The 26,346-nt window shown below is 57.7% G+C and carries 23 protein-coding genes; 9 read left to right on the top strand and 14 right to left on the bottom strand.

What is annotated here, in order from left to right; translation table 11 throughout:
• Positions 1-5: 5 nt before the first annotated feature.
• The 6 genes from rpoD to H9646_RS08315 all read right to left on the bottom strand — a co-directional run bounded on the left by rpoD (position 6) and on the right by H9646_RS08315 (position 8,224).
• Entirely contained in the window at positions 6-2,480 is a 2,475-nt protein-coding gene (gene rpoD, locus H9646_RS08340; protein ID WP_191722906.1) for an RNA polymerase sigma factor RpoD, read from the bottom strand.
• A 435-nt stretch (positions 2,481-2,915) separates the two neighbouring features.
• Complete coding sequence (dnaG, locus tag H9646_RS08335) at positions 2,916-4,925, bottom strand: DNA primase (protein WP_191722905.1); 2,010 nt, start codon at positions 4,923-4,925, stop codon at positions 2,916-2,918.
• A gap of 114 nt (positions 4,926-5,039) precedes the next feature.
• On the bottom strand, positions 5,040-5,585 hold the full coding sequence (gene flhC / locus H9646_RS08330) for a flagellar transcriptional regulator FlhC (protein WP_191722904.1): 546 nt from the start codon (positions 5,583-5,585) through the stop codon (positions 5,040-5,042).
• Positions 5,586-5,621: 36 nt separating this feature from the next.
• Positions 5,622-5,948 (bottom strand): flagellar transcriptional regulator FlhD, encoded by a 327-nt coding sequence (flhD, locus tag H9646_RS08325; protein WP_191722903.1) that lies wholly within the window; start codon positions 5,946-5,948, stop codon positions 5,622-5,624.
• A 415-nt stretch (positions 5,949-6,363) separates the two neighbouring features.
• Positions 6,364-7,266, bottom strand: a complete 903-nt coding sequence (locus H9646_RS08320) for a sulfurtransferase (RefSeq protein ID WP_191722902.1) — start codon at positions 7,264-7,266, stop codon at positions 6,364-6,366.
• Between the two features lie 46 nt (positions 7,267-7,312).
• Positions 7,313-8,224: a DMT family transporter gene (locus H9646_RS08315; RefSeq protein ID WP_191722901.1), complete on the bottom strand. Its 912-nt coding sequence runs from the start codon at positions 8,222-8,224 to the stop codon at positions 7,313-7,315.
• Positions 8,225-8,577: 353 nt separating this feature from the next.
• Here H9646_RS08315 and xseB point away from each other — a divergent pair, with 353 nt between their 5' ends.
• The 5 genes from xseB (at position 8,578) to H9646_RS08290 (ending at position 14,296) form a co-directional block, all read left to right on the top strand.
• Positions 8,578-8,826, top strand: a complete 249-nt coding sequence (gene xseB / locus H9646_RS08310; protein WP_191722900.1) for an exodeoxyribonuclease VII small subunit — start codon at positions 8,578-8,580, stop codon at positions 8,824-8,826.
• Positions 8,827-8,836: 10 nt separating this feature from the next.
• On the top strand, positions 8,837-9,772 hold the full coding sequence (locus tag H9646_RS08305; RefSeq protein ID WP_191722899.1) for a polyprenyl synthetase family protein: 936 nt from the start codon (positions 8,837-8,839) through the stop codon (positions 9,770-9,772).
• Between the two features lie 98 nt (positions 9,773-9,870).
• Positions 9,871-11,775, top strand: coding sequence for a 1-deoxy-D-xylulose-5-phosphate synthase (gene dxs, locus H9646_RS08300; protein ID WP_191722898.1), 1,905 nt, complete (start codon positions 9,871-9,873; stop codon positions 11,773-11,775).
• 183 nt (positions 11,776-11,958) lie between these two features.
• Complete coding sequence (locus tag H9646_RS08295) at positions 11,959-13,041, top strand: type 2 periplasmic-binding domain-containing protein (protein ID WP_191722897.1); 1,083 nt, start codon at positions 11,959-11,961, stop codon at positions 13,039-13,041.
• Between the two features lie 175 nt (positions 13,042-13,216).
• A complete protein-coding gene (locus H9646_RS08290) occupies positions 13,217-14,296 on the top strand; it encodes a TRAP transporter substrate-binding protein (RefSeq protein WP_191722896.1) in 1,080 nt (359 codons plus the stop codon).
• 302 nt (positions 14,297-14,598) lie between these two features.
• Here the strand turns inward: H9646_RS08290 and H9646_RS08285 are convergent, their stop codons facing one another.
• The 3 genes from H9646_RS08285 to yjgA all read right to left on the bottom strand — a co-directional run bounded on the left by H9646_RS08285 (position 14,599) and on the right by yjgA (position 17,187).
• Positions 14,599-15,798 carry a multidrug effflux MFS transporter gene (locus H9646_RS08285; RefSeq protein ID WP_191722895.1) on the bottom strand — a complete coding sequence of 400 codons (1,200 nt, stop codon included), beginning with the start codon at positions 15,796-15,798 and terminating at the stop codon, positions 14,599-14,601.
• Between the two features lie 97 nt (positions 15,799-15,895).
• The gene (gene mog, locus H9646_RS08280) at positions 15,896-16,489 is read right to left on the bottom strand and encodes a molybdopterin adenylyltransferase (RefSeq protein ID WP_191722894.1); all 594 of its coding nucleotides are present in this window, start codon (positions 16,487-16,489) and stop codon (positions 15,896-15,898) included.
• Positions 16,486-17,187, bottom strand: coding sequence for a ribosome biogenesis factor YjgA (gene yjgA / locus H9646_RS08275; RefSeq protein WP_191722893.1), 702 nt, complete (start codon positions 17,185-17,187; stop codon positions 16,486-16,488). Before yjgA ends, mog begins: the two co-directional genes overlap by 4 nt.
• Before the next feature lie 67 nt (positions 17,188-17,254).
• On the opposite strand from yjgA, the gene pmbA reads away from it, so the two are divergent.
• From pmbA to H9646_RS08260, 3 genes are all read left to right on the top strand, one after another.
• Positions 17,255-18,664, top strand: coding sequence for a metalloprotease PmbA (gene pmbA / locus H9646_RS08270; RefSeq protein WP_191722892.1), 1,410 nt, complete (start codon positions 17,255-17,257; stop codon positions 18,662-18,664).
• A gap of 339 nt (positions 18,665-19,003) precedes the next feature.
• Positions 19,004-19,894, top strand: coding sequence for an EamA family transporter (locus H9646_RS08265; RefSeq protein WP_449720075.1), 891 nt, complete (start codon positions 19,004-19,006; stop codon positions 19,892-19,894).
• Between the two features lie 119 nt (positions 19,895-20,013).
• Positions 20,014-21,792: a monovalent cation:proton antiporter-2 (CPA2) family protein gene (locus H9646_RS08260; RefSeq protein WP_191722890.1), complete on the top strand. Its 1,779-nt coding sequence runs from the start codon at positions 20,014-20,016 to the stop codon at positions 21,790-21,792.
• 91 nt (positions 21,793-21,883) lie between these two features.
• Here H9646_RS08260 and H9646_RS08255 read toward each other — a convergent pair whose 3' ends face one another.
• Together H9646_RS08255 and H9646_RS08250 are read right to left on the bottom strand one after the other, a co-directional pair.
• A complete protein-coding gene (locus H9646_RS08255) occupies positions 21,884-22,972 on the bottom strand; it encodes a tartrate dehydrogenase (protein ID WP_225214067.1) in 1,089 nt (362 codons plus the stop codon).
• Between the two features lie 164 nt (positions 22,973-23,136).
• A complete protein-coding gene (locus H9646_RS08250; protein ID WP_191722888.1) occupies positions 23,137-24,087 on the bottom strand; it encodes an MBL fold metallo-hydrolase in 951 nt (316 codons plus the stop codon).
• 185 nt (positions 24,088-24,272) lie between these two features.
• Between H9646_RS08250 and H9646_RS08245 the strand changes: the two genes are divergently transcribed.
• Positions 24,273-25,187 (top strand): LysR substrate-binding domain-containing protein, encoded by a 915-nt coding sequence (locus H9646_RS08245; RefSeq protein WP_225214066.1) that lies wholly within the window; start codon positions 24,273-24,275, stop codon positions 25,185-25,187.
• A 126-nt stretch (positions 25,188-25,313) separates the two neighbouring features.
• Here H9646_RS08245 and H9646_RS08240 read toward each other — a convergent pair whose 3' ends face one another.
• From H9646_RS08240 to rpsU, 3 genes are all read right to left on the bottom strand, one after another.
• The gene (locus tag H9646_RS08240; protein ID WP_191722886.1) at positions 25,314-25,472 is read right to left on the bottom strand and encodes a hypothetical protein; all 159 of its coding nucleotides are present in this window, start codon (positions 25,470-25,472) and stop codon (positions 25,314-25,316) included.
• Positions 25,473-25,502: 30 nt separating this feature from the next.
• The gene (locus H9646_RS08235; RefSeq protein WP_191722885.1) at positions 25,503-25,949 is read right to left on the bottom strand and encodes a GatB/YqeY domain-containing protein; all 447 of its coding nucleotides are present in this window, start codon (positions 25,947-25,949) and stop codon (positions 25,503-25,505) included.
• 124 nt (positions 25,950-26,073) lie between these two features.
• Complete coding sequence (gene rpsU / locus H9646_RS08230) at positions 26,074-26,286, bottom strand: 30S ribosomal protein S21 (RefSeq protein WP_191722884.1); 213 nt, start codon at positions 26,284-26,286, stop codon at positions 26,074-26,076.
• Positions 26,287-26,346: the final 60 nt, after the last annotated feature.

Below are 26,346 nucleotides of genomic sequence, written 5' to 3'. Positions count from 1 at the left end.
AAGCCTTACAGCGAATCGATAAAGCTGCGCAGCTTGTCCGAGCGGCTGGGGTGCTTGAGCTTGCGCAGCGCCTTGGCTTCTATTTGACGGATGCGCTCGCGCGTTACGTCAAACTGCTTGCCCACTTCTTCCAGTGTGTGGTCGGTAGACATTTCGATACCGAAACGCATGCGCAGCACCTTGGCTTCACGGGGGGTCAGGCCATCCAGGATGTCCTTGACCACATCGCGCAGGCCGGCTTGCATGGCGGCTTCGATAGGGGCCGTGTTGGCCTGGTCTTCGATGAAGTCGCCCAGATGGCTGTCGTCGTCATCGCCAATCGGAGTTTCCATCGAGATGGGCTCCTTGGCGATCTTCATGATCTTGCGGATCTTGTCCTCTGGAATTTCCATCTTCTCGGCCAAGATGGATGCATCGGGCTCGAAACCAAACTCTTGCAAGTGCTGGCGCGAAATGCGGTTCATCTTGTTGATGGTCTCGATCATGTGCACAGGGATACGGATCGTGCGGGCCTGGTCCGCAATCGAGCGGGTAATGGCCTGGCGGATCCACCATGTGGCGTAGGTCGAGAACTTGTAGCCGCGGCGGTATTCAAACTTGTCCACGGCCTTCATCAAGCCGATGTTGCCTTCCTGAATCAAGTCCAGGAACTGCAGACCACGGTTGGTGTACTTTTTCGCAATCGAGATCACCAGGCGCAAATTGGCCTCGATCATTTCCTTCTTGGCAAAACGGCTGTTGCGTTCGCCTTCGTTCATGCGCTTGTTAATGCCCTTGAGCTCTTCCAAGGGCACGACCACGCGCGACTGAAGGTCGATCAGGTTTTGCTGCAGCTCTTGCACTGGTGGAATATTGCGGCTGAGCACATTGCTCCATGGCTTGCCGGCGTTGGCATGCTCTTCCACCCACTTGAGATTGAGCAGGTTCGGTGGGAATTCCTTGATAAAGGTTTCCTGTGGCATGCGGCACTTGTCCACGATGATCTTGCGCAGCTCGCGTTCCTTCTTGCGCACATCGTCCACTTGCGCACGCACCAGATCACACAGCTTTTCAATCGTCTTGGCGGTGAAGCGGATGGTCATCAGCTCTTCAGTGATGAGTTTTTGCACCTTGTTATAGGTGGGCGAACCCCAGCCATCCTTGTCGTAGGCCTTGCGCAGCTTCTCGAAGTTCTCGGCAATCTTGTCAAAGCGCGAAAGGGCTTCGTTCTTGAGCTCTTCCAGCTTCTTGGTCAGTGCCTTGGAGCCACCCTTGCCGTCGTCGTCGTCTTCTTCGTCGTATTCGTCGAAGTCTTCTTCGGCCACGTAGTCATCGTTTTCGTTGGCATTCACAAAGCCGTCAACGATGGTCGAAATAACCACCTTGCCTTCGCGAATGTCAGCGGCCATGCCCAGCACTTCAGCAATGGTGGCTGGCGATGCAGAGATCGCTTCCATCATGGCCATCAAGCCGCCTTCAATGCGCTTGGCAATTTCGATTTCGCCTTCGCGCGTCAGCAGCTCAACCGTACCCATTTCGCGCATGTACATGCGAACAGGGTCGGTGGTGCGGCCAAATTCGGAATCCACGGTGGACAAAGCGGCTTCGGCTTCTTCTTCCGCTTCTTCTTCGGTGGTGGCTGACTGGCCGGTGTTGTTGAGCAGCAGGGTTTCGGCGTCGGGCGTTTGCTCGTACACCGCAACACCCATGTCGTTCAACATGGAGACCACGACTTCCAGCGTTTCAGCGTCCACCAGCTTATCGGGCAGGTGGTCGTTGATTTCAGCGTGGGTCAGGTAACCGCGTGTCTTGCCCAGCTTGATCAGCATCTTCAGGCGCTGACGGCGGGTGTTCAGCTCGTCTTCGGTCAGAACGGTTTCGTCCAGACCAAATTCCTTCATCAAGGCGCGCTCTTTGGCCTTGCTGATCTTCATGCGCAGGGGCTTGACCTTTTCAGGGGTTGCCGTGTCTGAAGCAGCTGTCTCGGCTTCAGGTTCAGCGTCGGCTTCGATTTCCAGGTCGGCATCAAAGTCGCCCATGTCTTCGTCGTCGCCAGACTCTTCCTTGGCCTTGGGCTTGCGGCCACGTTTGGCAGGGGTCTTTGCTTCTTCAGTGACCTTGGCCGCCTTTGCAGGAGCTTTTTTGGCTACAGCAGCTTTGGGCTCCGCATCTTTAGACGCAGCCGCCTTTTTGGCAGCGGGCTTTTTGGCGGCAGGTGCTTCGTCAGCGTCCGCTTTCTTGCGGGCACGCTTGGGAGCAGCATCAGCCAGTAGCGCATCGGCCATGGCTTTGAGTTCGGCTTGGGACAGGGTCGCCATATCGGAATCTTTCTTGGAAGCGGCTGCCTTGGATGTCGTGGCAGACGGCTTCTTCACGGCTGCTGCTGCAGCAGCTTTGGGCGCGGGCGCTTTAGCGCTGGCAACAGCCGTGGTTTTGGAAGTTTTGGGCTTCGCGGTAGCGTCGGGCGCCTGCTTGGACTTCGCGGACTTTGAAACGGGCATAAAACCTCTCGGTCAAAAGCGAACACACAAAGGGGAAAACGCAAGCGCCACCTAGCCCGGCGCAAAAGCATGCCAAAGGCATGCAGGAGCGAATAAGCTCCATTGGCAAGATGTATGGGCGATCATTTGGAGTGCAGTCCTTGCGGATATTGGGCTAGCAATTGCTGCTAAACACGTGATTCCATCACGGTGCCCGGGCCGGAGGTGCTGCTGTCGCTCTTGCCAAGAATTAATCAATTATAGCGTTTGCCAGAAATTGCAAGAGGTAAATGCGTTTTTTTAGTAAATATTTTCAAACGACCCGCAAAGCCTTGCCAGATAAGCCTGTGGACGCTGATTATTTAAAAATAATAGCTTCTATCGCTTTTGTGTAAAGAGTTTCAGATAGTTTTATATCTGAAATGCTTTGCTGGTAAGCGTTAGATGCTCTTGTTTTTAATTTCCGCTGGATGTGGGTGCTGCCAGCAAGCGGTTGCGTCGCTCAATCAGGCTTTGGTAGCGCACTTTGGCTGCGGTATCGCTGGGGTTGGCCATATAGGTTTTGAGCGCTTCGGTGGCCAAGGTGCCGATGCGCTCAGCCATCATGGGACCCAGAATGTTGCGCAACTCTTGAAATTGCTCTTCTTTTTCACCTTCGGGGTGGCCGTGGGGGCCGTTCATGAGCTGCAGCGCAAAGTGCGCGTGCTCTGTACTGGCGATGCGCTCTTTCAGCACAGCCCAGGCTTGGGGGCCGTTTTCTTGAAATTGGCTTTCAATCCACGCAAACAGTGGCCCATGCGGCGCTGGCTGGTGCACGAGTGTGTCCAGGTCGTCGTTGTCCAGGCGTTCCATGAACGCCATTTGTGACAACAGCAGGCGCGTGGCTTGGTCAGGTGCGGTGGAGGGTGCAACGCGCGGTCCGCCGGGCATGGGCGGACGCTGCTCTTTGCGACCAAATTTGCCTTTGCCTTTCCAGTCACTTTTCCAATCGCTTTTCCATTCTCCGCGCCCAGAAGAGTTGCCTTGCCAGCGTTCGCCGTAAGGTGCGCTGTGATTGCTGGGGGCATATTCGCTGACCCAGTCGGGCGGCATGGAGGATGCGGGCGGCGCTGCGTCGTAGCTGGGTGCGGGCTTGCTGGCGCCGCGCTGGTAGCGTTTTTCTTGCGCTTCGGCCTGCGTCCACAGCTCTGACAGCTCGCGCGTGTCGATCTGAATTTTGTCGGCCAGCTCGCCCAGCACCAGGCGCTTGAATGCGCCATCGGGCAGCAGGTTCCACAGCGGACGCGCCTGGCTGGAGAGCTTGGCGCGGCCCTGGGCCTGGCCCAGGTCACATTCCACGCTGGCCGATTCAATCAAGAAATCGTTGAGCGGCAGCGCGTTGGCGACGTGGCGCGCAAAGGCATCGCTGCCGTGTTCACGGATGAAGCTGTCGGGGTCGTGCTCGGATGGGAGGAACAGAAATTTGATGCTGCGCGTGTCTGTGGCATGGGGCAGGGCGGCTTCCAGTGCCTTGTGCGCGGCGCGTCGGCCTGCGCTGTCGCCGTCAAAGCTGAAGACCACGGATTCGGTGAAGCGAAACAGTTTTTGCACGTGGTCATTCGTGCAGGCGGTGCCCAGTGTGGCCACGGCGTTGGGAAAGCCCAATTGCGCCAGTGCCACAACGTCCATATAGCCTTCGGTGACCAGCACGTAGCCCATGCTGCGCAGCGCATCGCGTGCTTCAAACAGGCCATACAGCTCCCGGCCCTTGTGGAACAGCGGGGTTTCAGGGGAGTTCAGGTATTTGGGCTTTTCATCGCCCAGTACACGTCCGCCAAAACCGATGCACATGCCTTTGACATCGCGGATGGGGAACATGATGCGATCGCGAAAGCGGTCGTAGCGCTTGTCTTCGTCTTCGCCCACGATGACCAGGCCGCTTTCTTGCAGTTGCGGATCGTCGTATTCGGGGAAGACACTGGCCAGATTGCGCCAGCCAGGTGGGGCGTAACCCAAGCCATATTTGCTGGAGATGCTGCCAGAGACGCCGCGTTGCTTGAGGTATTGCACCGCGTGGGCGTGTTCCTTGAGCTGGCTGCGGTAGGCGTTGCCAGCGCGCTCGAGCACATCGTTGAGTGTGGCCTGCTTGACTTTGGCGGCGGCCTGGCGCTCGCGCTCCTGGGGGCTGATGTCTTCTTGCGGCACCACCATGCCGACCTGGCCTGCCAGATCATTCACCGCTTCAATAAAGCCCATGCCGGTGTGCTCCATCAGGAAGCTGATGGCATTGCCGTTTTTTCCGCAACCAAAGCAGTGATAGAACTGCTTGGTAGGGCTGACGCTGAAGGATGGAGACTTTTCGCCATGGAATGGGCACAGGCCCATGAAGTTTGCGCCGCCCTTTTTCAGGGGGACGTAACGGCCCACCACATCAACAACGTCAATGCGGGCGAGAAGCTCTTGGATGAAGGATTGAGGAATGGACACGGTGGCTATTTTCTTCGCTTTCTGAAGTCCGGCTTTGACGCGGTGTGTTCGGATGCAAAAAAGCCCGCTAGAAACCTAGCGGGCTATGAATAGGACGTGAAAGTAGGAGGCCGCTTAATGCAGCATCAATGCGCCGGCATTTTTGCTCTTGCCAGCACGGGCGGGCGGGGTGCACAGGCCGCATTCAAAGTGGCGTGCGTTTTCATAGAGCTCCGAGACAAACATGCCGCTGCATTTGCTGCACTTGGTGCGGGTGAGCATGTTGGCGTCTACGAATTTCACCAGGCGCCAGGCGCGGGTGAAAGACAGCAGGCAGTCCAGCTGGGAGGCCGTGATCTGTTCGGTGTACAGGCGGTAAGCCTTGGTCAGCACTTCTACGGCATCTGCATCTACACCCTTGGACAGGTATTCATAGATGTTCAGAAACAGCGAGCTGTGAATGTTTTCTTGCCAGGTCAGGAACCAGTCGGTCGAGAAGGGCAATTGGCCCTTGGAAGGAGACTTGCCTGCGATTTCTTTGTACAGGCGAATCAAGCGTTCGTAAGACAGCGTGGTCTCTGACTCCAGCACTTGCATGCGTGCGCCCATTTGAATGAGCATGGCTGCTCGTTCGATTTGCTTGGATTCGTTCAGAACGCTTTTGGTTGCTGCGGTGGCCATGGTGTACTCCGTGGGAATTCTTAAGTCGACAAGGGCTTAAAGCACTTCGGAGACGCGGCTGGCCATCAGGATGTTGGCGTGCAGGGTGTTGGTGGCTTCGTTGCCGATCTTGTTGCTGCTGTGGTTGGTCAGCAGGTTCCAGACCAGTTCATCGTCAACACGGAAGCTGCACAGCATGGTGTTGCGGGAGGCAATCTTGAGCACCTGGGCTGCGGAAAGGGTGCCCAGAATGTCGCATGCTTCTTCGCTCAGACCCAGGCGGAAAACGGCTTCGGCCTTGTCTTTGCGGATCAGTGTCTGTGCCAGCATCAGGTATGTCAGATTGGCTTCACGGATCTCAGCAAGCAGTTGTTCGTCATTCATGGTTCTCGTCCTTTCCAGTGTCCTAAATCGAGCGTTAGCTCGTGGGGTGTCGCTGTGGCTTGGAGTGCAAGCGGCGATCTGATGGAATGGATTGTGGGGTGGACGATGCAGAAAGTTGAGTCGGGGTGCGCCGGTGCGTGTTGTCTGTGCGCACGCGCAGTTTTGTCTGGCAGCCTCTAACACCATGTAAGGCTTTTACCTACAAAAGCAACGTTGCATTGCTTGCATGGTTTTAAATGTAACCGTTTTGTAACAATTTGAACAGCCGGTCAAAGGGGTGAAAAACCCGCCTTATCCCGGCTTGTTCAGCACAGGCCACTTCTTCAGTGCATGGTCTGCATGATGCCTTAAATCAGGGCGCTTAATGCTCCTGAAAAAGGTGCAAAACCCCCTTTGTTCTCGGCGGAAAAGATCGTTAACTTTTGACGGCCGGCCGTTCAGGGTTGCTGCACCATTCACTCCAGCTGCCTGCAAAAAGCTGTGTAGGTGCAAAACCCGCAACCTCCATGGCGATGAGGTTAGGCAAGGCACTGACACCGCTGCCGCACTGGTGCACCACGGTGGATGGGTTGCGGTTTTGCAAGAGCGCTTCAAATTCTGCACGCAGCAATGCTGGGGGTTTGAATCGTCCATCCAAGGCAATGTTTTCGGTGAAGGGACGATTCAGCGCCCCGGGAATATGGCCTGCCACAGGGTCCAGCGGCTCCACTTCACCACGGTAACGAGCGGGAGCGCGGGCATCAATAATGGTCTGGGCATCTGCTTGTTGTAAGCGTGCCTCGACTTGCGACACTGTGACCAGCTGGCGCAAGCTGTCGTGCAATTCGAAGTTCGACTGGAAGTGCGACGCCTCTTCGCCCTCGCTGGTAGCTCCATTGAAGGCCATCCAGGCTTGCAGTCCGCCGTCCAGTACTGCCACGGCATCGTGGCCAGCCCACTTGAGCATCCACCACAGACGACCGCAAAAGTTGCAGCCCTGGCGGTCATAGACCACGGCTTGCATGTCATTGCGAAAACCGACCGAAGACAGCCATTGTGCAAAGCGCTCGCGGCTGGGCAGTGGGTGACGGCCTCCGGATGCTGGTTGATCTGTTTGCGCGGTAAGCACGACACCGTCTTTGCTTGGGGCTCCGTGGCGGGCACTCAAATGCTGATCCAGGTCGGCGTAGACGGCCCCTGCAATGTGGCTTTGCGCATATTGCTGGCGACCTGCAGAGGGGTTGCCCAGATCAAAGCTGCAGTCAAACACCATGTAAGGCTGTCCACTGGACTGGAGTGCTTGCAGCTGCGCGGGAGAAATCAGGGTGGTGTAAGTCATGGCCATGCAAGGAGAGTTCAATCTCCTTGCATTGTGAACCAGTGACCTAGGGTTTGGCAGGGGCTGCTGCAGCGCCGCGTGCGCGAAAGATGGTGGCAGCAATCCCGCTCACCACAATCAAGGTCATGCCCAGCCAGCCTTCCCATCCCAGGCGGTCGTTGAACAGAAAGAGGCTGTACAGACCCGCAAACACAATGCCCGAGTACTGCAGATTGGCCACCACCAGCGTGCCTCGCGCAGTTTTGGCGCTGGCGTAAGAGCGTGTCATGCACAACTGGCCGCCTGCAGCAAGCAGGCCAATGGGAATGAGCCACCAGGCGGCCTCCCAGCCCGGCCATTGAGAAAAACCAGTCACGCAGCTGGCGATCAGCCCCACCAGCGTACAGCCGAGACCAAAGAAAAAGACGGTGCGCGATTCGGGCTCTCCAATGCGCGAGAGCGAAACCACCTGCATATATGCCAGTGCCGACAGCAGCCCTGAGGCCAGCCCGATGAAGGCAGCTGCACTTTCTTCTTGTGCAAAGCTGGGCTGCAGCATGAGCACAACACCTGCAAAGCCAATCAAGATAGTGGCAATCAGGGGGGTGTTGAGAGCTTGCCGGGGTTTGCCGCTCTTGGGGTGCAGCGACCACAGCGCGCCTGCCAGCAAGAAAACCGCAATCCAGATACTGCTCATGTAATTGAGCGTCATGGCGCTGGCCAGCGGCATTTGCGTAATGGCATAAAACCAGCAGCCCATGGCAGTGACGCCTACCAAGCTGCGCCAGGTATGCATCCATGGATGTGCGGTTTTCAGCGATACGCCTTGCGATGCACTCAGCAGCCACAGCACCAGCATGCCAATCAGGCCGCGATAGAAAACGATTTCCGCGGTATTGAAATAAGGGGCTGCATATTTGATGCACATACCCATGGTGGCAAACAAGAATGCGCCTACCACCATCCATAACACTTGCATGGTTTTGTCCCTGATTGACTTTGTTATCTGGTTTTTTTGTATTTCAAAACAAAAGAGCTTGCAGCCCGCATTCACCGGCCATTGACAGCTCTCTAGAGCGTAGCAAACAAGCATGTTGCCAAGCGTGGCTTGCTCCTATTGTCTGGCGATACCCGCCATGGGAATGCTGAATGCCTTCTTTTATGTGTCCCGGGTGTGCATTGCCTGATGCGGCGGCGCTGGGTATGCATTGCAATGAATGGGCGCATATGCCCCTAAATTAGGTAACGCCTGGTTAAGTCAAGGCCGCTTAAGCAAGCGGGTGGTCAGCACAGCCTAAAATCATCGATTCCCCAACCCCCACGAGCACTCGCATGCCTAAGGCCAAAACCAAAGCCGTCTCCGACATTTCCCAACCCCCAGAGAGCTACGAGCTGGCTTTGGCAGAGTTGGAGGAGCTGGCTGTGGCGATGGAGTCTGGCCAGTTGCCATTGACCGACATGATGAATGGCTACCGACGTGCCTCTTTCCTGTTGGAGTTCTGTCGTCAGCAGCTAGACACTGTGGAAGCGCAAATTCGTGCGCTGGATGAAGGGCAGATCAAGCAATGGTCGCAGGATTAAGTGGGTCGACATGGAATCTCAGATTTTGATGACACCGAATACTTCCGCGCCTTCTGCCCCCCAGTTTGATTTCAATGCATGGATGCAGGAGCAATTACAACGCACCGAGCAGTCGCTGTCATTGTGGGTAGGTGTGAATGCACCAGCTGATCTGGGTGAGGCCATGCGGTATGCCGTATTGGATGGCGGCAAGCGTCTTCGGCCTTTGCTGGTACTGGCGGCTGCACAGGCTGTGCAGGGCTTGCCCGATGCCGCCATGCGCGCTGGTTGTGCGGTTGAGCTGATTCATGCGTATTCCCTGGTGCATGACGATATGCCCTGCATGGACAACGATGTGCTGCGCCGTGGCAAGCCGACCGTGCATGTGCAGTTTGGTGAGGCGCGTGCGCTGCTGGCTGGCGATGCCTTGCAAGCGCTGGCTTTCGAGCTGCTCACCCCAGCGGATGACATGGTGCCACCCGCCATTCAAGCCAAGCTTTGTCGCGTTTTGGCGCAAGCTGCGGGTGCACAGGGCATGGCCGGTGGGCAAGCCATTGACCTGGCCAGCGTTGGCAAGGCCTTGGATGAGCAGCAGCTGCGCCGTATGCACAGCCTGAAAACAGGGGCTTTGCTGGAGGCCAGCGTCGCCATGGGCGTGGCATGTGCCGCAGTGACACCGCCCGTGCAGCAGGCACTGAGCCGCTATGCCACAGCGTTGGGTGTTGCATTCCAGGTGGTGGACGATGTACTGGATGTGATTGCCGATGCCGCCACTCTGGGGAAAACTCCGGGCAAGGATGCGGCCAATGACAAGCCCACGTTCGTCTCTTTGATGGGCCTGGATGGCGCCCGCAGCTATGCCAATGTTTTGTTGCAGCAAGCATTGCAGGCATTGGATGACAGTGATCTGCCCGATGTTCGTGCCTTGTCTGCATTAGCACACATGGTGGTGTCGCGCTCGCATTGATGAATGCTTGCAAGACTGTCGAATTTTTCCTATTGCTTGGTTGGCAGTTGTGAATACACACTGTTCACAACTGCCAACCCGCTTTCCATAATTTGCTGATGACCACGAACGCTTACCCTTTGCTGCACAAAGTCAATGCCCCTTCGGATCTGCGTAATCTGTCGCGCAGCGACCTCAAAGCGCTGTCTGAACAATTGCGTGCTTACGTGCTGGACAGCGTGTCCAAGACTGGCGGTCACCTGAGTTCCAATTTGGGAACGGTGGAGCTGACCGTGGCTTTGCACCACGTCTTCAACACACCCTATGACCGTGTGGTCTGGGATGTGGGACACCAGACCTACCCCCACAAAATTCTCACAGGCCGGCGTGAGCGCATGGCAACGCTGCGCCAGCTGGGCGGTATCTCCGGCTTTCCGCTGCGCACTGAGAGTGAGCACGATGCCTTTGGCGCGGGGCATTCATCGACCAGTATTTCCGCCGCACTGGGCATGGCGATGGCGGCCAAGCGCAAAGGTGAAGAACGCCGCGCGATTGCTGTGATTGGCGATGGCGCAATGACCGCAGGTATGGCGTTTGAGGCCATGAACAATGCGGGCGTGCTCGATGGCAATTTGCTTGTCATCTTGAATGACAACGATATGAGCATCAGCCCTCCTGTGGGCGCACTCAATCGTTATCTGGCACAGCTCATGAGTGGTCAGTTTTATGCAACTGCCCGCAATGTGGGCAAGAACGTACTCAAGCAAGTGCCGCCTTTGCTGGAGCTGGCCAAGCGCCTGGAGCAACATGCAAAGGGCATGGTGGTGCCTGCCACCATGTTCGAGAACTTTGGCTTTAACTACATCGGCCCGATTGATGGGCATGATCTGGATTCGCTGATCCCCACACTGGAAAACATCCGCAGCCTGGAAGGCCCGCAGTTTTTGCATGTGGTGACCAAAAAGGGCCATGGCTACAAGCTGGCCGAAGTTGATCCGGTGACATACCACGGCCCAGGAAAGTTTGACCCTGCTGTTGGTATCGTGAAATCGAGCGCACCAAGCAAACCCACCTTTACACAAGTGTTTGGCCAGTGGCTGTGTGACATGGCCGTGCAGGACAAGCGCCTGGTGGCGATTACACCGGCCATGCGCGAAGGCTCGGGCATGGTGGAGTTTGAAAAGCGTTTCCCAGATCGCTACTACGACGTCGGTATTGCTGAGCAGCATGCCGTAACCTTTGCCGCTGGCATGGCTTGTGAAGGCGTCAAGCCTGTGGTGGCAATTTATTCCACCTTTTTGCAACGCGCCTACGACCAGCTGATTCACGACGTTGCGCTGCAAAACCTGCCCATGGTTTTTGCGCTGGACCGTGCAGGGCTGGTGGGTGCAGACGGTGCAACGCACGCCGGTGCGTATGACATCGCTTTTGTGCGCTGCATTCCCAATATGAGCATGGCCACACCTGCAGATGAGCGTGAGTGCCGCCAGTTGCTGACGACCGCCCATGAGCAAGATCACCCTGTGTGCGTGCGCTACCCCCGTGGTGCAGGCGTGGGTGTAGAGCCGTTGCAAGATTTGTCCAGCCTGCCTTTTGGCAAGGGTGAAGTGCGCCGCCAGAGTACGGCTCTGCGTGCTGGCGAAAACGGCAACACCAAGCCACGTATTGCGATCTTGTCGTTTGGCACTTTGCTGTACCCCGCGCTGCAAGTGGGCGAGGCTGTGGATGCCACAGTTGCCAATATGCGCTGGGCCAAGCCGCTTGATGCAGCACTGGTGCGCGAATTGGCAGCCACACATGATGCATTCGTGACGGTAGAAGATGGCTGCATCGCCGGTGGTGCGGGTTCAGCTGTTTCTGAAGCACTGTCACAAGCGGCCATCACATTGCCCGTGCTGCACCTGGGTTTGCCAGACAAGTTTATTGAGCATGGAGACCCCGCCAAGCTGATGGCTCTGGAGGGCTTGGATGCTGCAGGCATTGAACGCTCCATTCGACAGCGTTTTTTGAACCCATCGCAGTGATCAGAGGTTCAGGCAGCCGCAAGGCTGTCTGACATTTCGCTGAAGGCGGCCGGGTTTCAGGGGTAAACCCCCGACGGTTTTTACATCTTCCATTCCTAAAATTTTACAAATCTCTCTGGGTGTTATTCCTGAGGGGCAAGGCTGACCTGGTGGTCGCCGCGTGTGAATATTTAAGGAGAAAAAATGGACCGTCGTTCCCTGATCAAAAATGCTGGCATTGCTGGTGTACTGGCTGCTGCAGTGGCACCCGCAGTTCATGCGCAAGCTGCCGTGCGTTGGCGTCTGGCTTCGAGCTTTCCAAAATCCCTCGATACCATTTTTGGTAGTGCCGAAAAATTTTCGCAAACCGTCAAGGCGCTTTCTGGCGGCAAGTTTGAAGTGTCACTGCACGCCGCAGGCGAGCTGATGCCCGCTTTTGGCGTGGTCGATGCGCTGGAAAACAGTACTGTTGAAATGGCGCAGACCGCGCCTTACTACTTCACGGGCAAAAACTCCATCTTCGCATTTGGCTGCGCGGTTCCTTTTGGGCTGACTGCACGCCAGATGGATGCATGGATGGAACACGGCAACGGCCGTAAATTGTTTGACGCGTTCTGCGCCAACTACAACATCAAGAGCTACAGCGCTGGCAACACCGGCACCCAGATGGGTGGCTGGTACCGCAAAGAGATCAAGTCTGTGGCTGACCTCAAAGGCCTGAAGATGCGTCTGGGCGGCGGCTTGTTCGGTGAAGCCATGGCCAAGCTGGGCGTGGTCTCGCAAAACATGCCTGCTGGCGATGTGTACCAGGCACTGGAAAAAGGCACGCTCGACTCCACCGAGTTCGTTGGCCCGCACGACGACCAGAAGCTGGGCTTCAACAAGGTTGCGCCTTTCTATTACTACCCAGGCTGGTGGGAAGGTGGCGCTGAGCTGGAGTTCTTCGTCAATGCCAAGGCCTACGCGGCACTGTCGGCAGAAAACAAAGCCATTGTGGATGCAGCGACCCGTGTGGCCGCGCGCGACATGACGGCCAAGTACGACGCCTTTAACCCCGTAGCACTCAAGAAGCTGGTGGCCGACAAGACCCAGCTGAAGGCATTCCCTAAAGATGTGATGGATGCCGGGTTCAAGGCTTCGATGGAAGTTTTTGCCGAGCACGAAGCCAAGTCGCCAGAGTTCAAGAAGATCCACCAGGACATGCGTGCTTTCCAGCGTGACCAGCTGCTGTGGGAGCGTTTCTCTGAACTGCGCTTCAACCAGTACATGAGCTCAGTCAAGCTGTAAGTTGTAAGTCAATGGAGTCATTGTGCGGACATGTACCCCCATGTTTGCACAGCGTCAGATAAGGCCGGTGTGTAGCAGTGAACGCTCAGCGCACCGGCTTTTTTGTGCCTGCAAGCCGCCATCGAAGCGGGGCAGGAGGGAGAGGTTAGTTTTTAAACCCCTAAGGAGACCCTCAATGGATCGTCGTTCCATGCTTAAAAATGCCGGTATCGCCGGTGTTCTGGCTGCTGCTGCAGCCCCGGCGGTGCATGCACAACCTGCACTTCGCTGGCGCATCGCCTCTAGCTTTCCCAAGTCGCTGGACACCATTTACGGCTCTGCTGACGTGTTTGCCAACGCGGTCAAGTCGATGACGGGTGGTAAGTTCGACGTGTCGGTGCACCAGGCTGGCGAGCTGATGCCCGCTTTCAATGTGGTCGATGGCGTACAAAGCGGCACGGTGGAAATGGCCCACACAGCGCCTTACTACTTCTTTGGCAAAAATGAAGTGTTTGCCATTGGCGGTGCCATTCCATTTGGCATGAACTCACGCCAACTGACCGCATGGATGGTGGACGGCAACGGCACCAAGCTGATGACCGAGTTCTACGCCAAATACAACATTGTTCCCATGCTGGGGGGGAACACGGGTGCGCAGATGGGTGGCTGGTTCCGCAAGGAAGTCAAGACCACCGAAGACATCAAGGGCCTGAAATTCCGTGTGGGTGGTTTTGCGGGCAAGGTGCTGGAGAAGATGGGCGCTGTACCCCAGAACATTCCTGCGGGTGAAATTTACCAGTCGCTGGAAAAAGGCACGATCGATGCCGCAGAGTGGATTGGCCCTTACGACGATCTGAAGCTGGGTCTGAACAAGGTGGCGCCTTTCTACTACTACCCAGGCTGGTGGGAAGGCTCGCTGAACCTGTCTTTCTACATCAACGACAAGGCTTTCAATAGCCTGAGCAATGAGTACAAAGCCATTGTGAAGGCGGCTGCACACGAGGCACACGTTACCTGCCAGGGCCGCTATGACGCCCGCAACCCTGCCGCTTTGAAACAGCTGGTTGCTGCGGGTGCCAAGGTGCTGCCTTTCCCTCAGCAAGTGATGGATGCATCGTTCAAAGCATCGATGGAGGTCTATGCGGGTCTGGACAAAAGCAATCCGGACTGGAAAAAGGTTTACACCGACTATCGCAACTTCCAGCGCGATCAGGTGCTGTGGTTTCGCTTTGCCGAAGGTCGTTTCGACAACTTCATGTCCACCCAGAAGCTGTGAAGCCCTTGGGTTCAGGCAGCAAAAAGGCAGTCATCTGACTGCCTTTTTTTTATGAGTTCAGAGGCACTGCGAGCGATGCAGAGCGTCTTCAATGCACCATTGTTTAGCTGCTTGTGCCAAGCCCGCGTAATCGTTGCAACGTTGCGGCTTGGCTGCTAGCGTTTGCCTTGGGGTGACTGGCTGGTGCGCGCAGTGATGGGTACACGGTGATTAATAAAGCATAGCTGTTAGCGCTTTATACATAAGCGTTTCAGTATGAAAGCTATCTGAAGTCGTTGACTGCTAAACGCTGATAGCTCTTATTATTTTTTCTCCGCCCTGAGTGGCGTGTAATGTGTGGACCACCACCAGATCAGCATGCCCAGCACGACGGTGGCCATCTGGCCCAGCGCCAGTGCCAGACCGCTGTGAAACAGCTGGGGCACCACGGCCCCCGCCATGATGGCAAAAATTCCCATTTGCGTGAAACCCTGCAGCGAGGACGCCAAACCGCGCATGTACGGGAACATGCCCATGACTTGCAGCGACAAAATTGGCGTCAGCAGCGAAATACCCAGCGTGTAGCAGGCAATGGGCAGTACGGCCCAGGGCACCACGGGCATGTCCGTCAGAGCGTGGTAGAGCACGTTGGCGCTGCAGCCCAGTGCCATACAGCCATAGCCAATGCGCAGCTGTATGCGCTGGGCAATTCGTTTGGCCAGCACCCCTGAAATGGCAGAACCCACCATGGAGCCGCCAATCATTGGAATGAACAGCCAGCCAAATGAGGTTTCGCTCATCTTGAGAATGCCCATGATGAATTCAGCGGCCGAGCTGATGTAGATGGCGGTGCCCGCAGCCATCAGACCCATGCCCAGCACCATGAGGCGAAACTGCCCATTGCGCAGTGCACTGAGGTAGTTGGCTGCAATCACGCTCATCTTCAAAGGCATGCGCTTGGCGGGCGGCAAGGTCTCTGGCAGTGCGCGCCAGCACAGCAGGGCCAGTAAAACACCAAAACCGGCCAGAAAGAAAAACGTGGAGCGCCAGCCGCCATGGGCTTGCAGCCAGCCACCAAACACTGGCGCAATGGCTGGTGCCAGGCCAAAGCAGAACATGACCATGCTCATCATGCGCTGGGCATCGGCACCTTGAAAACGGTCTTGCACCACCGCACGGGCAATCACCATGCCAGAGCCTGCCATGGCACCCTGGGCAAAGCGCACGACCACCATGCCCTCAATGCTGGTGACAAAGGCCGCGGCAAATGAGGTCAGTGCATAGCCGGCTGCAGAGAACAGCAGCACACGGCGGCGGCCAAAGGTGTCGCTGAGCGTGCCGTAAAACAGCATGGTGATGGCCATGGCCAGTACATACACGCTCAGGGTTTGCTGCACAGCCGTAGGGCCGACATCAAACTCTTGGGCAATGGCGTGAAAAGAGGGCAGATACGTGTCAATGCCCAGTGCGCCCATCATGGTGCACAGTGCCAGAATCAAGGTCAGGGAAATATTGCTTTTCATGAAGTCCTGAAATGCGGCGTTAGGTGGCGATACTTCGCTTCAGCCGAATGAAAAAAGGCACATGGGGTGCATGTGCCTTGCAAAGATATGGGACGTTTTACACCCTGGGCGCACGGATGGCATTTTTGGGGCGAAAGGCCTTGCACACTGCGTCCTGCGTTTCCAGATAAGGCCCGCCAATCAGATCAATGCAGTAGGGCACAGCGGCAAAGATGCCATTGACGATTTGCTGGCCGCTGGCATCTTTCAAGCCTTCCAGTGTCTCGGCAATCGCCTTGGGCTGGCCGGGCAGATTGATGATCAGGCTTTGCCCGCGAATGACCGCCACCTGGCGCGACAAAATGGCCGTGGGCACAAACTTCAGGCTGATCTGGCGCATTTGCTCACCAAAACCCGGCATTTCCTTGTCGGCTACGGCCAGCGTGGCCTCGGGGGTGACATCGCGCAGGGCCGGGCCCGTGCCGCCAGTGGTCAGCACCAGGCTGCAACCGGCATCCACCAGCTCCACCAGCGTCTGGCTGATGGTGGCTTGTTCGTCGGCAATCAAACGCGCTTCGAACGTGACGGGGTTGTGCAGCGCACGCGTGAGCCAGTCCTGCAAGGCAGGCAGCCCCTTGTCTTCATAGACGCCGGAGCTGGCACGGTCGCTGATGGAAACGATGCCGATCTTCACGGCGTCATGCACACTCATTGCGCGTCCTCGGCATCGTCCTCGCTGTCGTCATCCACGAATACGTCGTCGGCGGGGCGGTTGGCCGTGCCGTTGATGTGCGAGAGCAGAACTTTGAACAGATCGCGGTAGGCGCTGCCCTTTTTGGCCGGGGGCAGAATGTGGCCCTTGGTCTCGGCTTCAGCGGCCTTGACCTTGGCGGTGGCTTCGTCCTTGCGTACCTGGCGCATCAAGGTGCGCAGCTGCTGCACGTCGGTCTGGGGGAACTGCTCCAGCCAGATGGTCAAGGGCTCGTCGCTGATGATCAGGCGATCGCGCCACTGCTCGGCCACCAAAATGTTGGCTTGCTCCAGGCTCACACCAGTGCGCTGCTCTTCCAGTGCAGCCTTGGCCGCCTCCACCTGGCTGTCTTCCAGCTTGCGCATCAGCTTGCCGATGAACTGCATCTGGCGGCGCTTGGCTTCAAAGTTGGTCAGGCGCTTTTGCTCGGCAAAAGCGTCCATCAGCTTTTCAGGCAGTTGCAGGCGCTCCAGCAGCTTGGGGCGCAGGCCCAGCAGGGCTTCGCCCAGGTCTTGCAGGGCGTCGCTTTCAATCTTGCGGTCGGTACGGGTGGAATCCCACGTGCCTTTGAGTTCGGCCTTCAGCTCCAGATCGCGATCGCTGCCTTCTGCAACGAACACGCCTTTCACGTAATAGCCTTTTTTGGGTTTGCGTGACATGTCTTATCAGGGGAAATTAGGGTGGCAGCGCATAGGGGCTGCAGTGCTGGGTATCATATCCGCCGCTATGAACAAACCCCGCACACGCGCCACAAGCACTGCAACTACGCAGGCTGATTCCGGCTTCAGCTACAGCCGTTCCTTTTTTGAGGGTCTGGTGGACCAAGCTTTGGCACATGCCAAGAAGCTGGGTGCAACCGATGCCGGAGCCGATGCCTCAGAGGGCTGTGGCCTGAGCGTGAGCGTGCGCAAGGGCGAGCTGGAGACCGTAGAACGCAACCGCGACAAGTCGCTGGGCGTGACGGTGTATCTGGGCCAGCGCCGCGGCAATGCCAGCACGTCGGATTTTTCGCAAGCCGCCATCCAGCAAACGGTACAGGCTGCATATGACATTGCGCGCTTTACGGCAGAGGACCCGACCGCTGGCTTGCCCGATGCCGATGACATTGCCCCGCCGTCCACGCACAAAGATCTGGACTTGCTGCACCCCTGGAGTGTGAGCAGCGAAGAAGCTGCGCAGATTGCCATGCAGTGTGAAGCTGCGGCAATGAACACGCACAAGCGCATCACCAACAGTGAAGGCGCCAGCGTCTCGGCCCAGCAAAGCCATTTCTTCAGTGCCCATACGCGCGGCTTTCGCGGTGGCTATGCCAGCTCGCGCCACAGCGTGTCGGTGGCGCCCATTGCCTCTATGCCCGGCAAGAATGGTGAGATGCAGCGCGACTTCTGGTACAGCTCCATGCGCGATGCGGTCGAGCTGGCTTCCCCCGAAGAAATTGGCCGCTACGCAGCGCAGCGTGCATTGAGCCGCCTGGGTAGCCGCAAGATTGCAACTACCGAGTGCCCTGTATTGTTTGAATCGCCCGTGGCCGCAGGCCTGCTGGGTGGTTTTGTGCAGGCGGTCAGTGGCGGCACGCTGTACCGCAAGAGCAGCTTCCTGCTCGATTCGCTGGGCAAGCAAGTCTTCCCTGAGCACATCAGCATTGAAGAAGACCCTTTCATTCTGCGCGGCAAGGGCAGCTCGCCGTTTGACGACGAAGGCGTGCGTGTACAGCGCCGCATGGTGCTGGAAAACGGCCGTGTAGAGGGCTACTTTCTGTCGAGCTACTCGGCCCGCAAGCTGGGCATGAAGACCACTGGTAACGCTGGTGGCTCCCATAACCTGACCATGTCATCGCGCCTGACCCGCCGTGGCGACGACCTCACTGCCATGCTCAAAAAACTGGGAACCGGCTTGTTTGTGGTGGAGCTGATGGGCCAGGGCGTGAACTATGTGACGGGCGACTACTCGCGCGGTGCATCTGGCTTTTGGGTTGAGAACGGCGAGATCGCTTTTCCTGTGCAAGAGATCACCATTGCCGGCAATCTCAAAGACATGTACATGGGCATCGAGGCCATCGGCGCTGATGCCTACAACTACGGCGCCAAGACGGTAGGCTCTGTGCTGATCAACCGCATGAAAGTGGCTGGCAGCTGATTTTTTCATCGAGCCTGTTCATCCAAAAAAAAGCAGCCCTGCGGCTGCTTTTTTACTTGGTACCTTTGAAAATTTTTCGAAAAACTGTCTTATGGGCGCTCGACAGGACAGGAGCGGTACGACAGTTTTTGAGCAGGGCTGTCCGGAGCAAGCGTGCACTCGATCGCCTTTGACCAGGCTGTAGCGGGCAACAGCAGTGCGGCTGTCTTAGCTGAGACATTCCATGGGTTACCTAGGTAGTCTGGTGGGGTAGATAGCAACCAAGTGCGGTGATACTTGATCCTCACTATTTCTGTTTTTCTGCATTTCATGAGCACCGTCACCTCTTCCTCCGCCGGCATGTCCCGGGCCGACTGGTTCAGCGCCATCATCGTCATCGTTGTGTGGGGCGTGAATTTTGTGGTGATGAAGTGGGGCTTGGCTACGCTGTCGCCGCTGCTGCTGTGCGCCTTGCGTTTTGTGGCCGCCTCGCTGCCATTTTTGCTGTTTGTGCGCCGGCCTGCCAGCTTGTCCTGGAGCCTGCTGGTTGCGTATGGGCTGGTTCAGGGGGTGGGCCAGTTCGGGCTGCTGTTCACTGGCATGAAGATGGGAATGCCCGCAGGCATGGCCTCGGTGGTACTGCAGACGCAGGCATTCATCACCATGCTGATGGCGGCCGTCTTGCTGGGTGAAAAACCTCAGCGCTGGCAGTGGGTGGGTTTGTGCATTGCGATTGGGGGGCTGATCTTTATTGGCACCGCCCATGGTGACAGTGCCGCAGATATGACGCTGGCAGGCTTTGTTCTGACGGTGGGTGCGGCCAGCATGTGGGCCTCCTCCAACCTGCTGACGCGTGTAGCCGCCAAGCAAGGCGCGTACGAGCCGGTGTCCTTCATCGTCTGGACCAGTGTGGTTCCCATTGTGCCGCTGCTGCTGCTGTCTTACTGGGTCGATGGCCCGGACTTGATGGTGCAGCAGTTGCAAGGTATCGGCTGGCGTGAGCTGGCCGTGATTGCCTATCTGGCCTTTCTGTCAACCTTGCTGGGCTATGGCTTGTGGACACGCCTGCTGCAGCGCTATGCCGCCAGCACGGTGGCGCCACTGTCCTTGCTGGTGCCGGTAATTGGCCTGCTTTCAGCCATGCTGCTGCTGGGGGAATCACCCACAGGTATGCAGTGGCTGGGCACACTGGGTGTGCTGCTAGGCATGGCCGTGAACCAGTTCGGCGGGCGCTGGGCGCGCAGGCACTGAGTACGGTGGAATCCCGCTGGGCCAGGCAAGCCTGCTCCAGCGGCTGATGGGCTAATAGCTGCATTCACTTTGGCGCTGATGGGTGCCAGAGCCCTTGAACGACGCACAAGGAACTGCTTATGGCCGCAGATGGCAACGCAAGCCAATTGGTCGGGATCGTCACTTTGCTGGGGGCTGCTGTCATCGGCGTGCCACTGTTCAAGCGCCTGGGGCTGGGCGCGGTATTGGGCTACCTGGCTGCAGGGCTGGCCATCGGCCCCTTCGGCATGGCGCTGGTAACAGATGCACAGACCATCATTCATGTGGCCGAGCTGGGCGTGGTGATGTTCTTGTTTGTCATCGGGCTGGAGATGAAGCCGTCGCACCTGTGGGGTCTGCGCGGGCAGATTTTTGGTCTTGGCAGCATGCAGGTGGGGCTGTGCGCGCTGCTGCTTACAGCGGTGGGCATGGCGTTCGGCTTTTCCTGGCAGGTGGCATTTGTGAGCGGCGCAGGCTTTGTACTGACATCCACCGCCATCGTCATGCAGGTGCTGGCAGAGCGCGGAGACATTCATGCGCCCCATGGGCAGCGCATGGTTTCGATCTTGCTGTTTGAAGACCTGCTGATCGTCCCATTGCTGGCTATCGTGGCCTTTTTGGCACCTGCGCAAGCCTCTGACAACGCAGTGGCTCCATTGTTGCAGCGGGCCGGCTTGGCATTGCTGTCACTGGCTGCGCTGGTGGGGGCTGGCCTGTGGCTGCTCAACCCGATGTTCCGGCTGCTGGCCAAGTCCAAAGCACGCGAGGTAATGACCGCTGCAGCCTTGCTGGTGGTTCTGGGGGCGGCCCTGCTGATGGAACTGGGTGGGCTGTCCATGGCCATGGGGGCGTTTGTAGCCGGAGTGCTGCTGTCGGAGTCCAGTTTTCGCCATCAGCTAGAGGCTGACATCGAACCGTTTCGCGGCCTGCTGCTGGGCCTGTTTTTTCTGGGTGTGGGCATGGCCCTTAACCTGCAGGTGGTGGGCCAGCACTGGCCGCTGATTGTGGCCGGTGTGCTGGCGTTGATGGCTACCAAGGCAGCATGCATTTACCTGGTGGCCCGGCTGACGCGCAGCCCGCATCGTGTGGCCCTGGACCGCGCCATTTTGATGGCACAGGGCGGAGAGTTCGCCTTTGTCCTGTTTTCTGAAGCGCTCAAGCTGCAGGTGATCAGCGCCGAGGTGCACGCCAATATGACAGCCATCGTGGTGCTGTCCATGGCCCTGACACCGCTGGTGGTCAGCATGCACAAGCGCTGGGCACGTGGTGATGCGTTGCAGCTGGACGGTGTAGAGGCTCCAGAGGATTTGCGCGGTACGGTGCTGGTGATCGGTTTTGGCCGCGTGGGGCAGATTGCCAGCCAAGGTCCACTGGCCCGGGGTGTGCAGCTGTCCATCATCGATAACGACCCAGATACTATCCGTGCTGCGGCGCTGTATGGCTTCAAGGTGTACTACGGCGATGGCGCCCGGCCCGATATCCTGCGTGCTGCCGGGGCCCACCATGCGCAGGCCATACTGGTCTGCGTTGACGACAAGCAGGCGGCTTCGCGCATTGTGCAGAACGTTCGCCGTGAATGCCCGCGCGTGCAACTGATCTCACGAGCCTTTGACCGCGAGCAAGCGCTGGAGCTGGTGCGCAGCGACGCAGACCACGTGGTGCGTGAGACTTTTGAATCCGCCATGCAGATGGGGCGACTGACGCTGCAGGCCATTGGTGTCGACGATGACGAGGCCAGCGGCGTGATGGACGAGGTGCGACGCCGTGACGCCGAGCGCTTTGCGCTGGAGACGGCTGGTGGCCTGTTTGCCGGGCGTGCACTGGTGCTGGGCAATATAGAGCACATTCCTCCACCTCAACACGACAAACCTGCGCAGTGAATGCGCTCCAGAGTTTCAGGTGGAAAAAAAGCTGCCAGCACATAAAAATATGCGCTGGCAGCTTTTTTGGGGGGGAGCGATGGCGCTGTGTTTATACCTTGGCAATCTGCGCAGCGATGGCCTCGCCCAACTGCGTGGTGCTGGCTGTGCCGCCCAGATCTGGAGTGAGTGCGCCACTCTTGAGGGTGTCTTCAATCGCCTTGACGATGGCATCGTGTGCAGCGCGCCATTGGCCTTGGCTGTGGCCCAGGAAATCTAGCATCAATGCGCCCGACCAGACCATGGCAATCGGGTTGGCAATGTTCTTGCCGTAGATATCGGGCGCTGAGCCGTGCACCGGCTCGAACAGGCTGGGGAACGTGCGCTCAGGGTTCAGGTTGGCAGAAGGCGCCAGGCCAATCGTGCCTGTGGTGGCGGGGCCCAGATCAGACAGAATGTCGCCAAACAGGTTGGTGGCGGCCACCACATCAAAGCGGCCGGGCTGCAGCACAAAGCGTGCGGTCAGGATGTCGATGTGCTGCTTGTCCAGCGTGATTTCGGGGTAGCCCTTGGCGACTTCGTCGGCACGGTTGTCCCACCAGGGCATGCTGATGGCAATGCCATTGCTCTTGGTGGCCAGCGTCACATGCTTTTTGCTGCGGCTTTGTGCCAGATCGAATGCGTATTTCAGCAGGCGGTCTGCGCCCTTGCGGGAATAAACCGACTCCTGAATGCAGATTTCGCGCTCCGTTCCTTCAAACATGATGCCGCCCAGCGCCGTGTATTCACCCTCGGTGTTCTCACGCACCACGTAGTAGTCAATGTCGCCGGGCTTGCGGCCGGCCAGCGGGCAGGGCACGCCTTCAAACAGGCGCACGGGGCGCAGGTTGATGTACTGATCAAACTCGCGGCGGAATTTGAGCAGCGAGCCCCACAGCGAGATGTGGTCAGGCACAGTGGCAGGCCAGCCCACGGCGCCAAAGAAAATGGCGTCCATACCCGAGAGCTGCGCTTTCCAGTCCTCGGGCATCATCTGGCCATGCTCGGCGTAGTAGTCGCAATGCGCCCAATCGAAGTGGTGAAACTCCAGCGGCAGGTTAAAACGCCGGGCTGCAGCTTGCAGTGCACGCAGCCCTTCAGGCATGACCTCTTTGCCAATACCGTCACCGGCGATCACTGCAATGTTCTTGACTGTAGACATCACACATCTTTCTCACAATTTCAGATGGGTCGATTGTTCACATGCTGCACATGTGTTCAAGGTGCTTTCTGTGGTTTGATTCTTTACGATATGTGTTTAAAGTGGTATGAAAAAACCCCGTGCTGCCAAGAGGCGGCACGGGGCTGCGGGCTTCACAGCGGTGATTATTTAGGCACCCAGTTATAGCCATCGCCTGTCTGTTGAATGTGGCCAATCGAGGGCAGTGGAAAGTGGTAGCCACCAACCAAGCTGCGATCTTGCGCCAGGCGGGCCAGCAAAGCATGCCGTGTGGTGCGGGCCTGCTGCGGGTTCATATCGAACTGCACCTGCCAGTCCGGGTGTCGAACAAACAGTGCAGGGTAATGCGCCACATCGCCAATAAAAGTGAAACGATCGCTGCCAGAGCGTATGGCAATGGCCGTATGCCCCGGCGAGTGCCCAAAGGCAGGCACTGTTTCAAGACCCGGGGCGATGTTGGAGCCTGGAACAAACAGCTTGATTAGTTCGGGGGGGTAGTCTTTGAACACCCGGCGCACCGCCATGAATCCTCCCCGAGCCGTTTCGGGTGTCTGCTGCATGCGGGCGTCATCCATCCAAAATGCCATTTCAGGCTGAGGAATCCACACAGGTGTTTTGGGGTAAACCAAACTGCCATCTTTACGGCGCAAGCCGTTAATGTGGTCGCCATGCATGTGGCTGATGACGATGGCGTCCAAGCTTGCTGGCTCCATGCCTGCAGCGCGCATGTGTGTGCGCAGCAAGCCTGTACCGGGTGCACCATTGTCTGCAAAGCCCGTATCCAGCAAGTAGCGTTTGCCGTCCAGTTCCACCACAAAGCATGTGTAGGGCACATCAATGTGGGTGGTAGGCAGGCCAGCTGCCTGCAATGCAGCCTGTACCTGATCTAGCGGCGCATTCTTGACAAAGCCTGCATCGAGTGCCCGCCGGGTCACCCCGTCGCTCACAGCGGTGACCCGGGCCTTGCCCACCTGATGGTGGTAATAGCCGGCTCCAATGGTATTGGCAGCTGGTGCAGATGTGGTGCATGCGCCCAGCACAGCGGTGGACGCCAGTCCTGTGCCCCAGAGTAGACAGTCGCGACGAGAAATATCCATGAGGTTCATCCTTTGCGAGCGAGAAGATGGCCGGTGATATGCAGCGCAGGCAGCGCGCTGCAGGGCATTTTGGTGTTCAAGGCGAGGATCTAGCAAGTTACACCGGCCGCTTGTGGGGATGTGGGCGTGCGCAGCTGCATACAATGCAGCGTTTAAGCCTTGATTGCCTACATATCGTGCACAAAATGCCATCTCCCGATGATTTGCGCGTATTCATCACTGTGGTGCGCAAATCCAGCTTTGCGGCTGCGGCTGCGGCCCTGGAGGCATCGCCCGCCTATGTCAGCAAACGCATGCGTTTGCTGGAGACCGACTTGGGCGTCAAGCTGCTGCACCGTACAACGCGCCGCGTGGCGGTGACGCAAGAGGGTGAGCGCATCTTTCATTGGGCGCTGCGCATTCTGGATGACATGGAACACCTGCTGCAAGAAGCCCAAATCACGCCACGAGAACCGCGTGGCCTGCTGCGTGTCAGCAGCAGTTTTGGCTTTGGGCGCAGCGTAGTCGCCCCTGTGTTTTCACAACTGGCGTTGCGTTATCCCGCTTTACAGGTGCGGCTGGAAGTATTTGACAGGCTGGTAGATGTGGCCGCAGAAGGCTTTGACCTGGATGTGCGCGTGGGCGATGATATTGCGCCGCATTTGATCGCACGGCGGCTGGCCAGTAACCACCGTGTGCTGTGTGCGGCGCCCAGCTATCTGGCGAGCAGGGGAGTGCCAGGCAATCCGGATGAGCTGCCAGCTCACAACTGCCTGGTTATCAAGGAGCGCGATCACCCATTCGGCGTCTGGCGGCTGCGCGCAGGTGCACAAGACCGCTCGGTGAAGGTGACGGGGCAACTACAGACCAATAACGGCGAGATGGCGACGCAGTGGGCGATGGATGGGCACGGGATTATTTTGCGCTCGGTCTGGGATGTGCAGTCGCAGCTTGAGAGTGGACGGCTGGTACAGGTGATGCCTGGTTGGAGTCAGGAAGCCAATATCTGGGCCGTTTACCCCACACGCCTTAACCGGTCAACCAAGGTACGCGTGGCGGTGGAGTTTTTGCATGCCCACTTTGAGAGCCGGGGAGTGACGCCTGCGCCCCGTGAATCGTGATGCTTGGTGCCTGCTACTTGATGCCTGTTTTTCTTGCCGGGGGCGTAGAGGGGGGGCCATGCAGCGATGTCTGGGCATGCCTAGTACCAGATTGCACCGCTCGGGCGCGTATGTGTTCAATGTGGCTCATGCATGGGGCGCTGCCAGCCACTTGGCGTGCCAGTACAGGGGGCGCTTGTGCAAATTGCGCCAGCTTGCAATAAGGCGTGGCGCAGTCAGGTCGCCATTGCCCCCGAGCGATTGGCCCTCATCACGTCTGTGGCGTACACAAAAAAAGAGCGCCATGCAGGCGCTCCTTTGGGCAATCCGCAGACCTTATTTGCTCAGTGCGGCCTTGACGGCGGCAGACACCAGTCCCATGTCGGCTTTACCCGAGAGCTTGGACTTTACCGCGCCCATCACTTTGCCCATGTCGCCAGGGCCGGTTGCACCGACTTCGGCCACGATAGCCTGAACGGCTGCGGTCACTTCCGCTTCAGACATGCGCTCGGGCAGGTAGGCCTTGAGCACTTCCATCTCGGCTTTTTCGATGTCAGCCAGATCTGTGCGGCTGGCAGTTTCAAACGCGGTGATGGAGTCTTTGCGCTGCTTGATCAGTTTGTCGACGATGGCAATCACGGCTGCGTCATCCAGCTCGACGCGCTCGTCCACCTCCTTTTGTTTGATCGCTGCTTGCAGCAGGCGAATCGTGCCCAGGCGTGCGCTGTCTTTGGCACGCATGGCGGTCTTCATGTCTTCAGTAATTTGGGCCTTGAGGCTCATGGCGAACTCCTTCAGTGGAAGGTCACTGCACGATTGCAGTGGCCAGAAAACAAAAAACCCGCGCTTGGCGTCCCTAGCGCGGGTTTGCGGCTTTTAAGGGCCGACGAATCCTAACCTTGGAAGATTAATACATCTTCTTAGGCAGTTGCATGCTGCGCACGCGCTTGTAGTGACGCTTGACGGCAGCAGCCTTCTTGCGCTTACGTTCAGCTGTAGGCTTTTCGTAAAATTCACGAGCGCGCAGGTCTGTCAGCAGGCCCAGCTTTTCGATAGTGCGCTTGAAGCGGCGCAGGGCAACTTCATAGGGTTCGTTTTCTTTGACGCGGATGGTAGTCATTCAATTTCCAGATATCTGTGCTGACAGCGGGTTCTTGGGAGATCGGGCCTAAGAGCCATG

The sequence above is a fragment of the Comamonas avium genome, assembly GCF_014836675.1.
In the GTDB taxonomy this organism is placed as follows: domain Bacteria; phylum Pseudomonadota; class Gammaproteobacteria; order Burkholderiales; family Burkholderiaceae_C; genus Comamonas; species Comamonas avium.
Note: the sequence above shows the minus strand (reverse complement) of the source record. Positions and strands in the feature narration are given on the sequence as shown.

Excerpts from the sequence above, each read along its gene's own strand:
- rpoD (WP_191722906.1), bottom strand. The coding sequence starts at position 2,480 with ATGCCCGTTTCAAAGTCCGCGAAGTCCAAGCAGGCGCCCGACGCTACC.
- flhC (WP_191722904.1), bottom strand. The coding sequence starts at position 5,585 with ATGGCCACCGCAGCAACCAAAAGCGTTCTGAACGAATCCAAGCAAATC.
- flhD (WP_191722903.1), bottom strand. The coding sequence starts at position 5,948 with ATGAATGACGAACAACTGCTTGCTGAGATCCGTGAAGCCAATCTGACA.
- H9646_RS08320 (WP_191722902.1), bottom strand. The coding sequence starts at position 7,266 with ATGACTTACACCACCCTGATTTCTCCCGCGCAGCTGCAAGCACTCCAG.
- H9646_RS08315 (WP_191722901.1), bottom strand. The coding sequence starts at position 8,224 with ATGCAAGTGTTATGGATGGTGGTAGGCGCATTCTTGTTTGCCACCATG.
- xseB (WP_191722900.1), top strand. The coding sequence starts at position 8,578 with ATGCCTAAGGCCAAAACCAAAGCCGTCTCCGACATTTCCCAACCCCCA.
- H9646_RS08305 (WP_191722899.1), top strand. The coding sequence starts at position 8,837 with ATGGAATCTCAGATTTTGATGACACCGAATACTTCCGCGCCTTCTGCC.
- dxs (WP_191722898.1), top strand. The coding sequence starts at position 9,871 with ATGACCACGAACGCTTACCCTTTGCTGCACAAAGTCAATGCCCCTTCG.
- H9646_RS08295 (WP_191722897.1), top strand. The coding sequence starts at position 11,959 with ATGGACCGTCGTTCCCTGATCAAAAATGCTGGCATTGCTGGTGTACTG.
- H9646_RS08290 (WP_191722896.1), top strand. The coding sequence starts at position 13,217 with ATGGATCGTCGTTCCATGCTTAAAAATGCCGGTATCGCCGGTGTTCTG.
- H9646_RS08285 (WP_191722895.1), bottom strand. The coding sequence starts at position 15,798 with ATGAAAAGCAATATTTCCCTGACCTTGATTCTGGCACTGTGCACCATG.
- mog (WP_191722894.1), bottom strand. The coding sequence starts at position 16,489 with ATGAGTGTGCATGACGCCGTGAAGATCGGCATCGTTTCCATCAGCGAC.
- yjgA (WP_191722893.1), bottom strand. The coding sequence starts at position 17,187 with ATGTCACGCAAACCCAAAAAAGGCTATTACGTGAAAGGCGTGTTCGTT.
- pmbA (WP_191722892.1), top strand. The coding sequence starts at position 17,255 with ATGAACAAACCCCGCACACGCGCCACAAGCACTGCAACTACGCAGGCT.
- H9646_RS08265 (WP_449720075.1), top strand. The coding sequence starts at position 19,004 with ATGTCCCGGGCCGACTGGTTCAGCGCCATCATCGTCATCGTTGTGTGG.
- H9646_RS08260 (WP_191722890.1), top strand. The coding sequence starts at position 20,014 with ATGGCCGCAGATGGCAACGCAAGCCAATTGGTCGGGATCGTCACTTTG.
- H9646_RS08255 (WP_225214067.1), bottom strand. The coding sequence starts at position 22,972 with ATGTCTACAGTCAAGAACATTGCAGTGATCGCCGGTGACGGTATTGGC.
- H9646_RS08250 (WP_191722888.1), bottom strand. The coding sequence starts at position 24,087 with ATGGATATTTCTCGTCGCGACTGTCTACTCTGGGGCACAGGACTGGCG.
- H9646_RS08245 (WP_225214066.1), top strand. The coding sequence starts at position 24,273 with ATGCCATCTCCCGATGATTTGCGCGTATTCATCACTGTGGTGCGCAAA.
- H9646_RS08240 (WP_191722886.1), bottom strand. The coding sequence starts at position 25,472 with ATGGCGCTCTTTTTTTGTGTACGCCACAGACGTGATGAGGGCCAATCG.
- H9646_RS08235 (WP_191722885.1), bottom strand. The coding sequence starts at position 25,949 with ATGAGCCTCAAGGCCCAAATTACTGAAGACATGAAGACCGCCATGCGT.
- rpsU (WP_191722884.1), bottom strand. The coding sequence starts at position 26,286 with ATGACTACCATCCGCGTCAAAGAAAACGAACCCTATGAAGTTGCCCTG.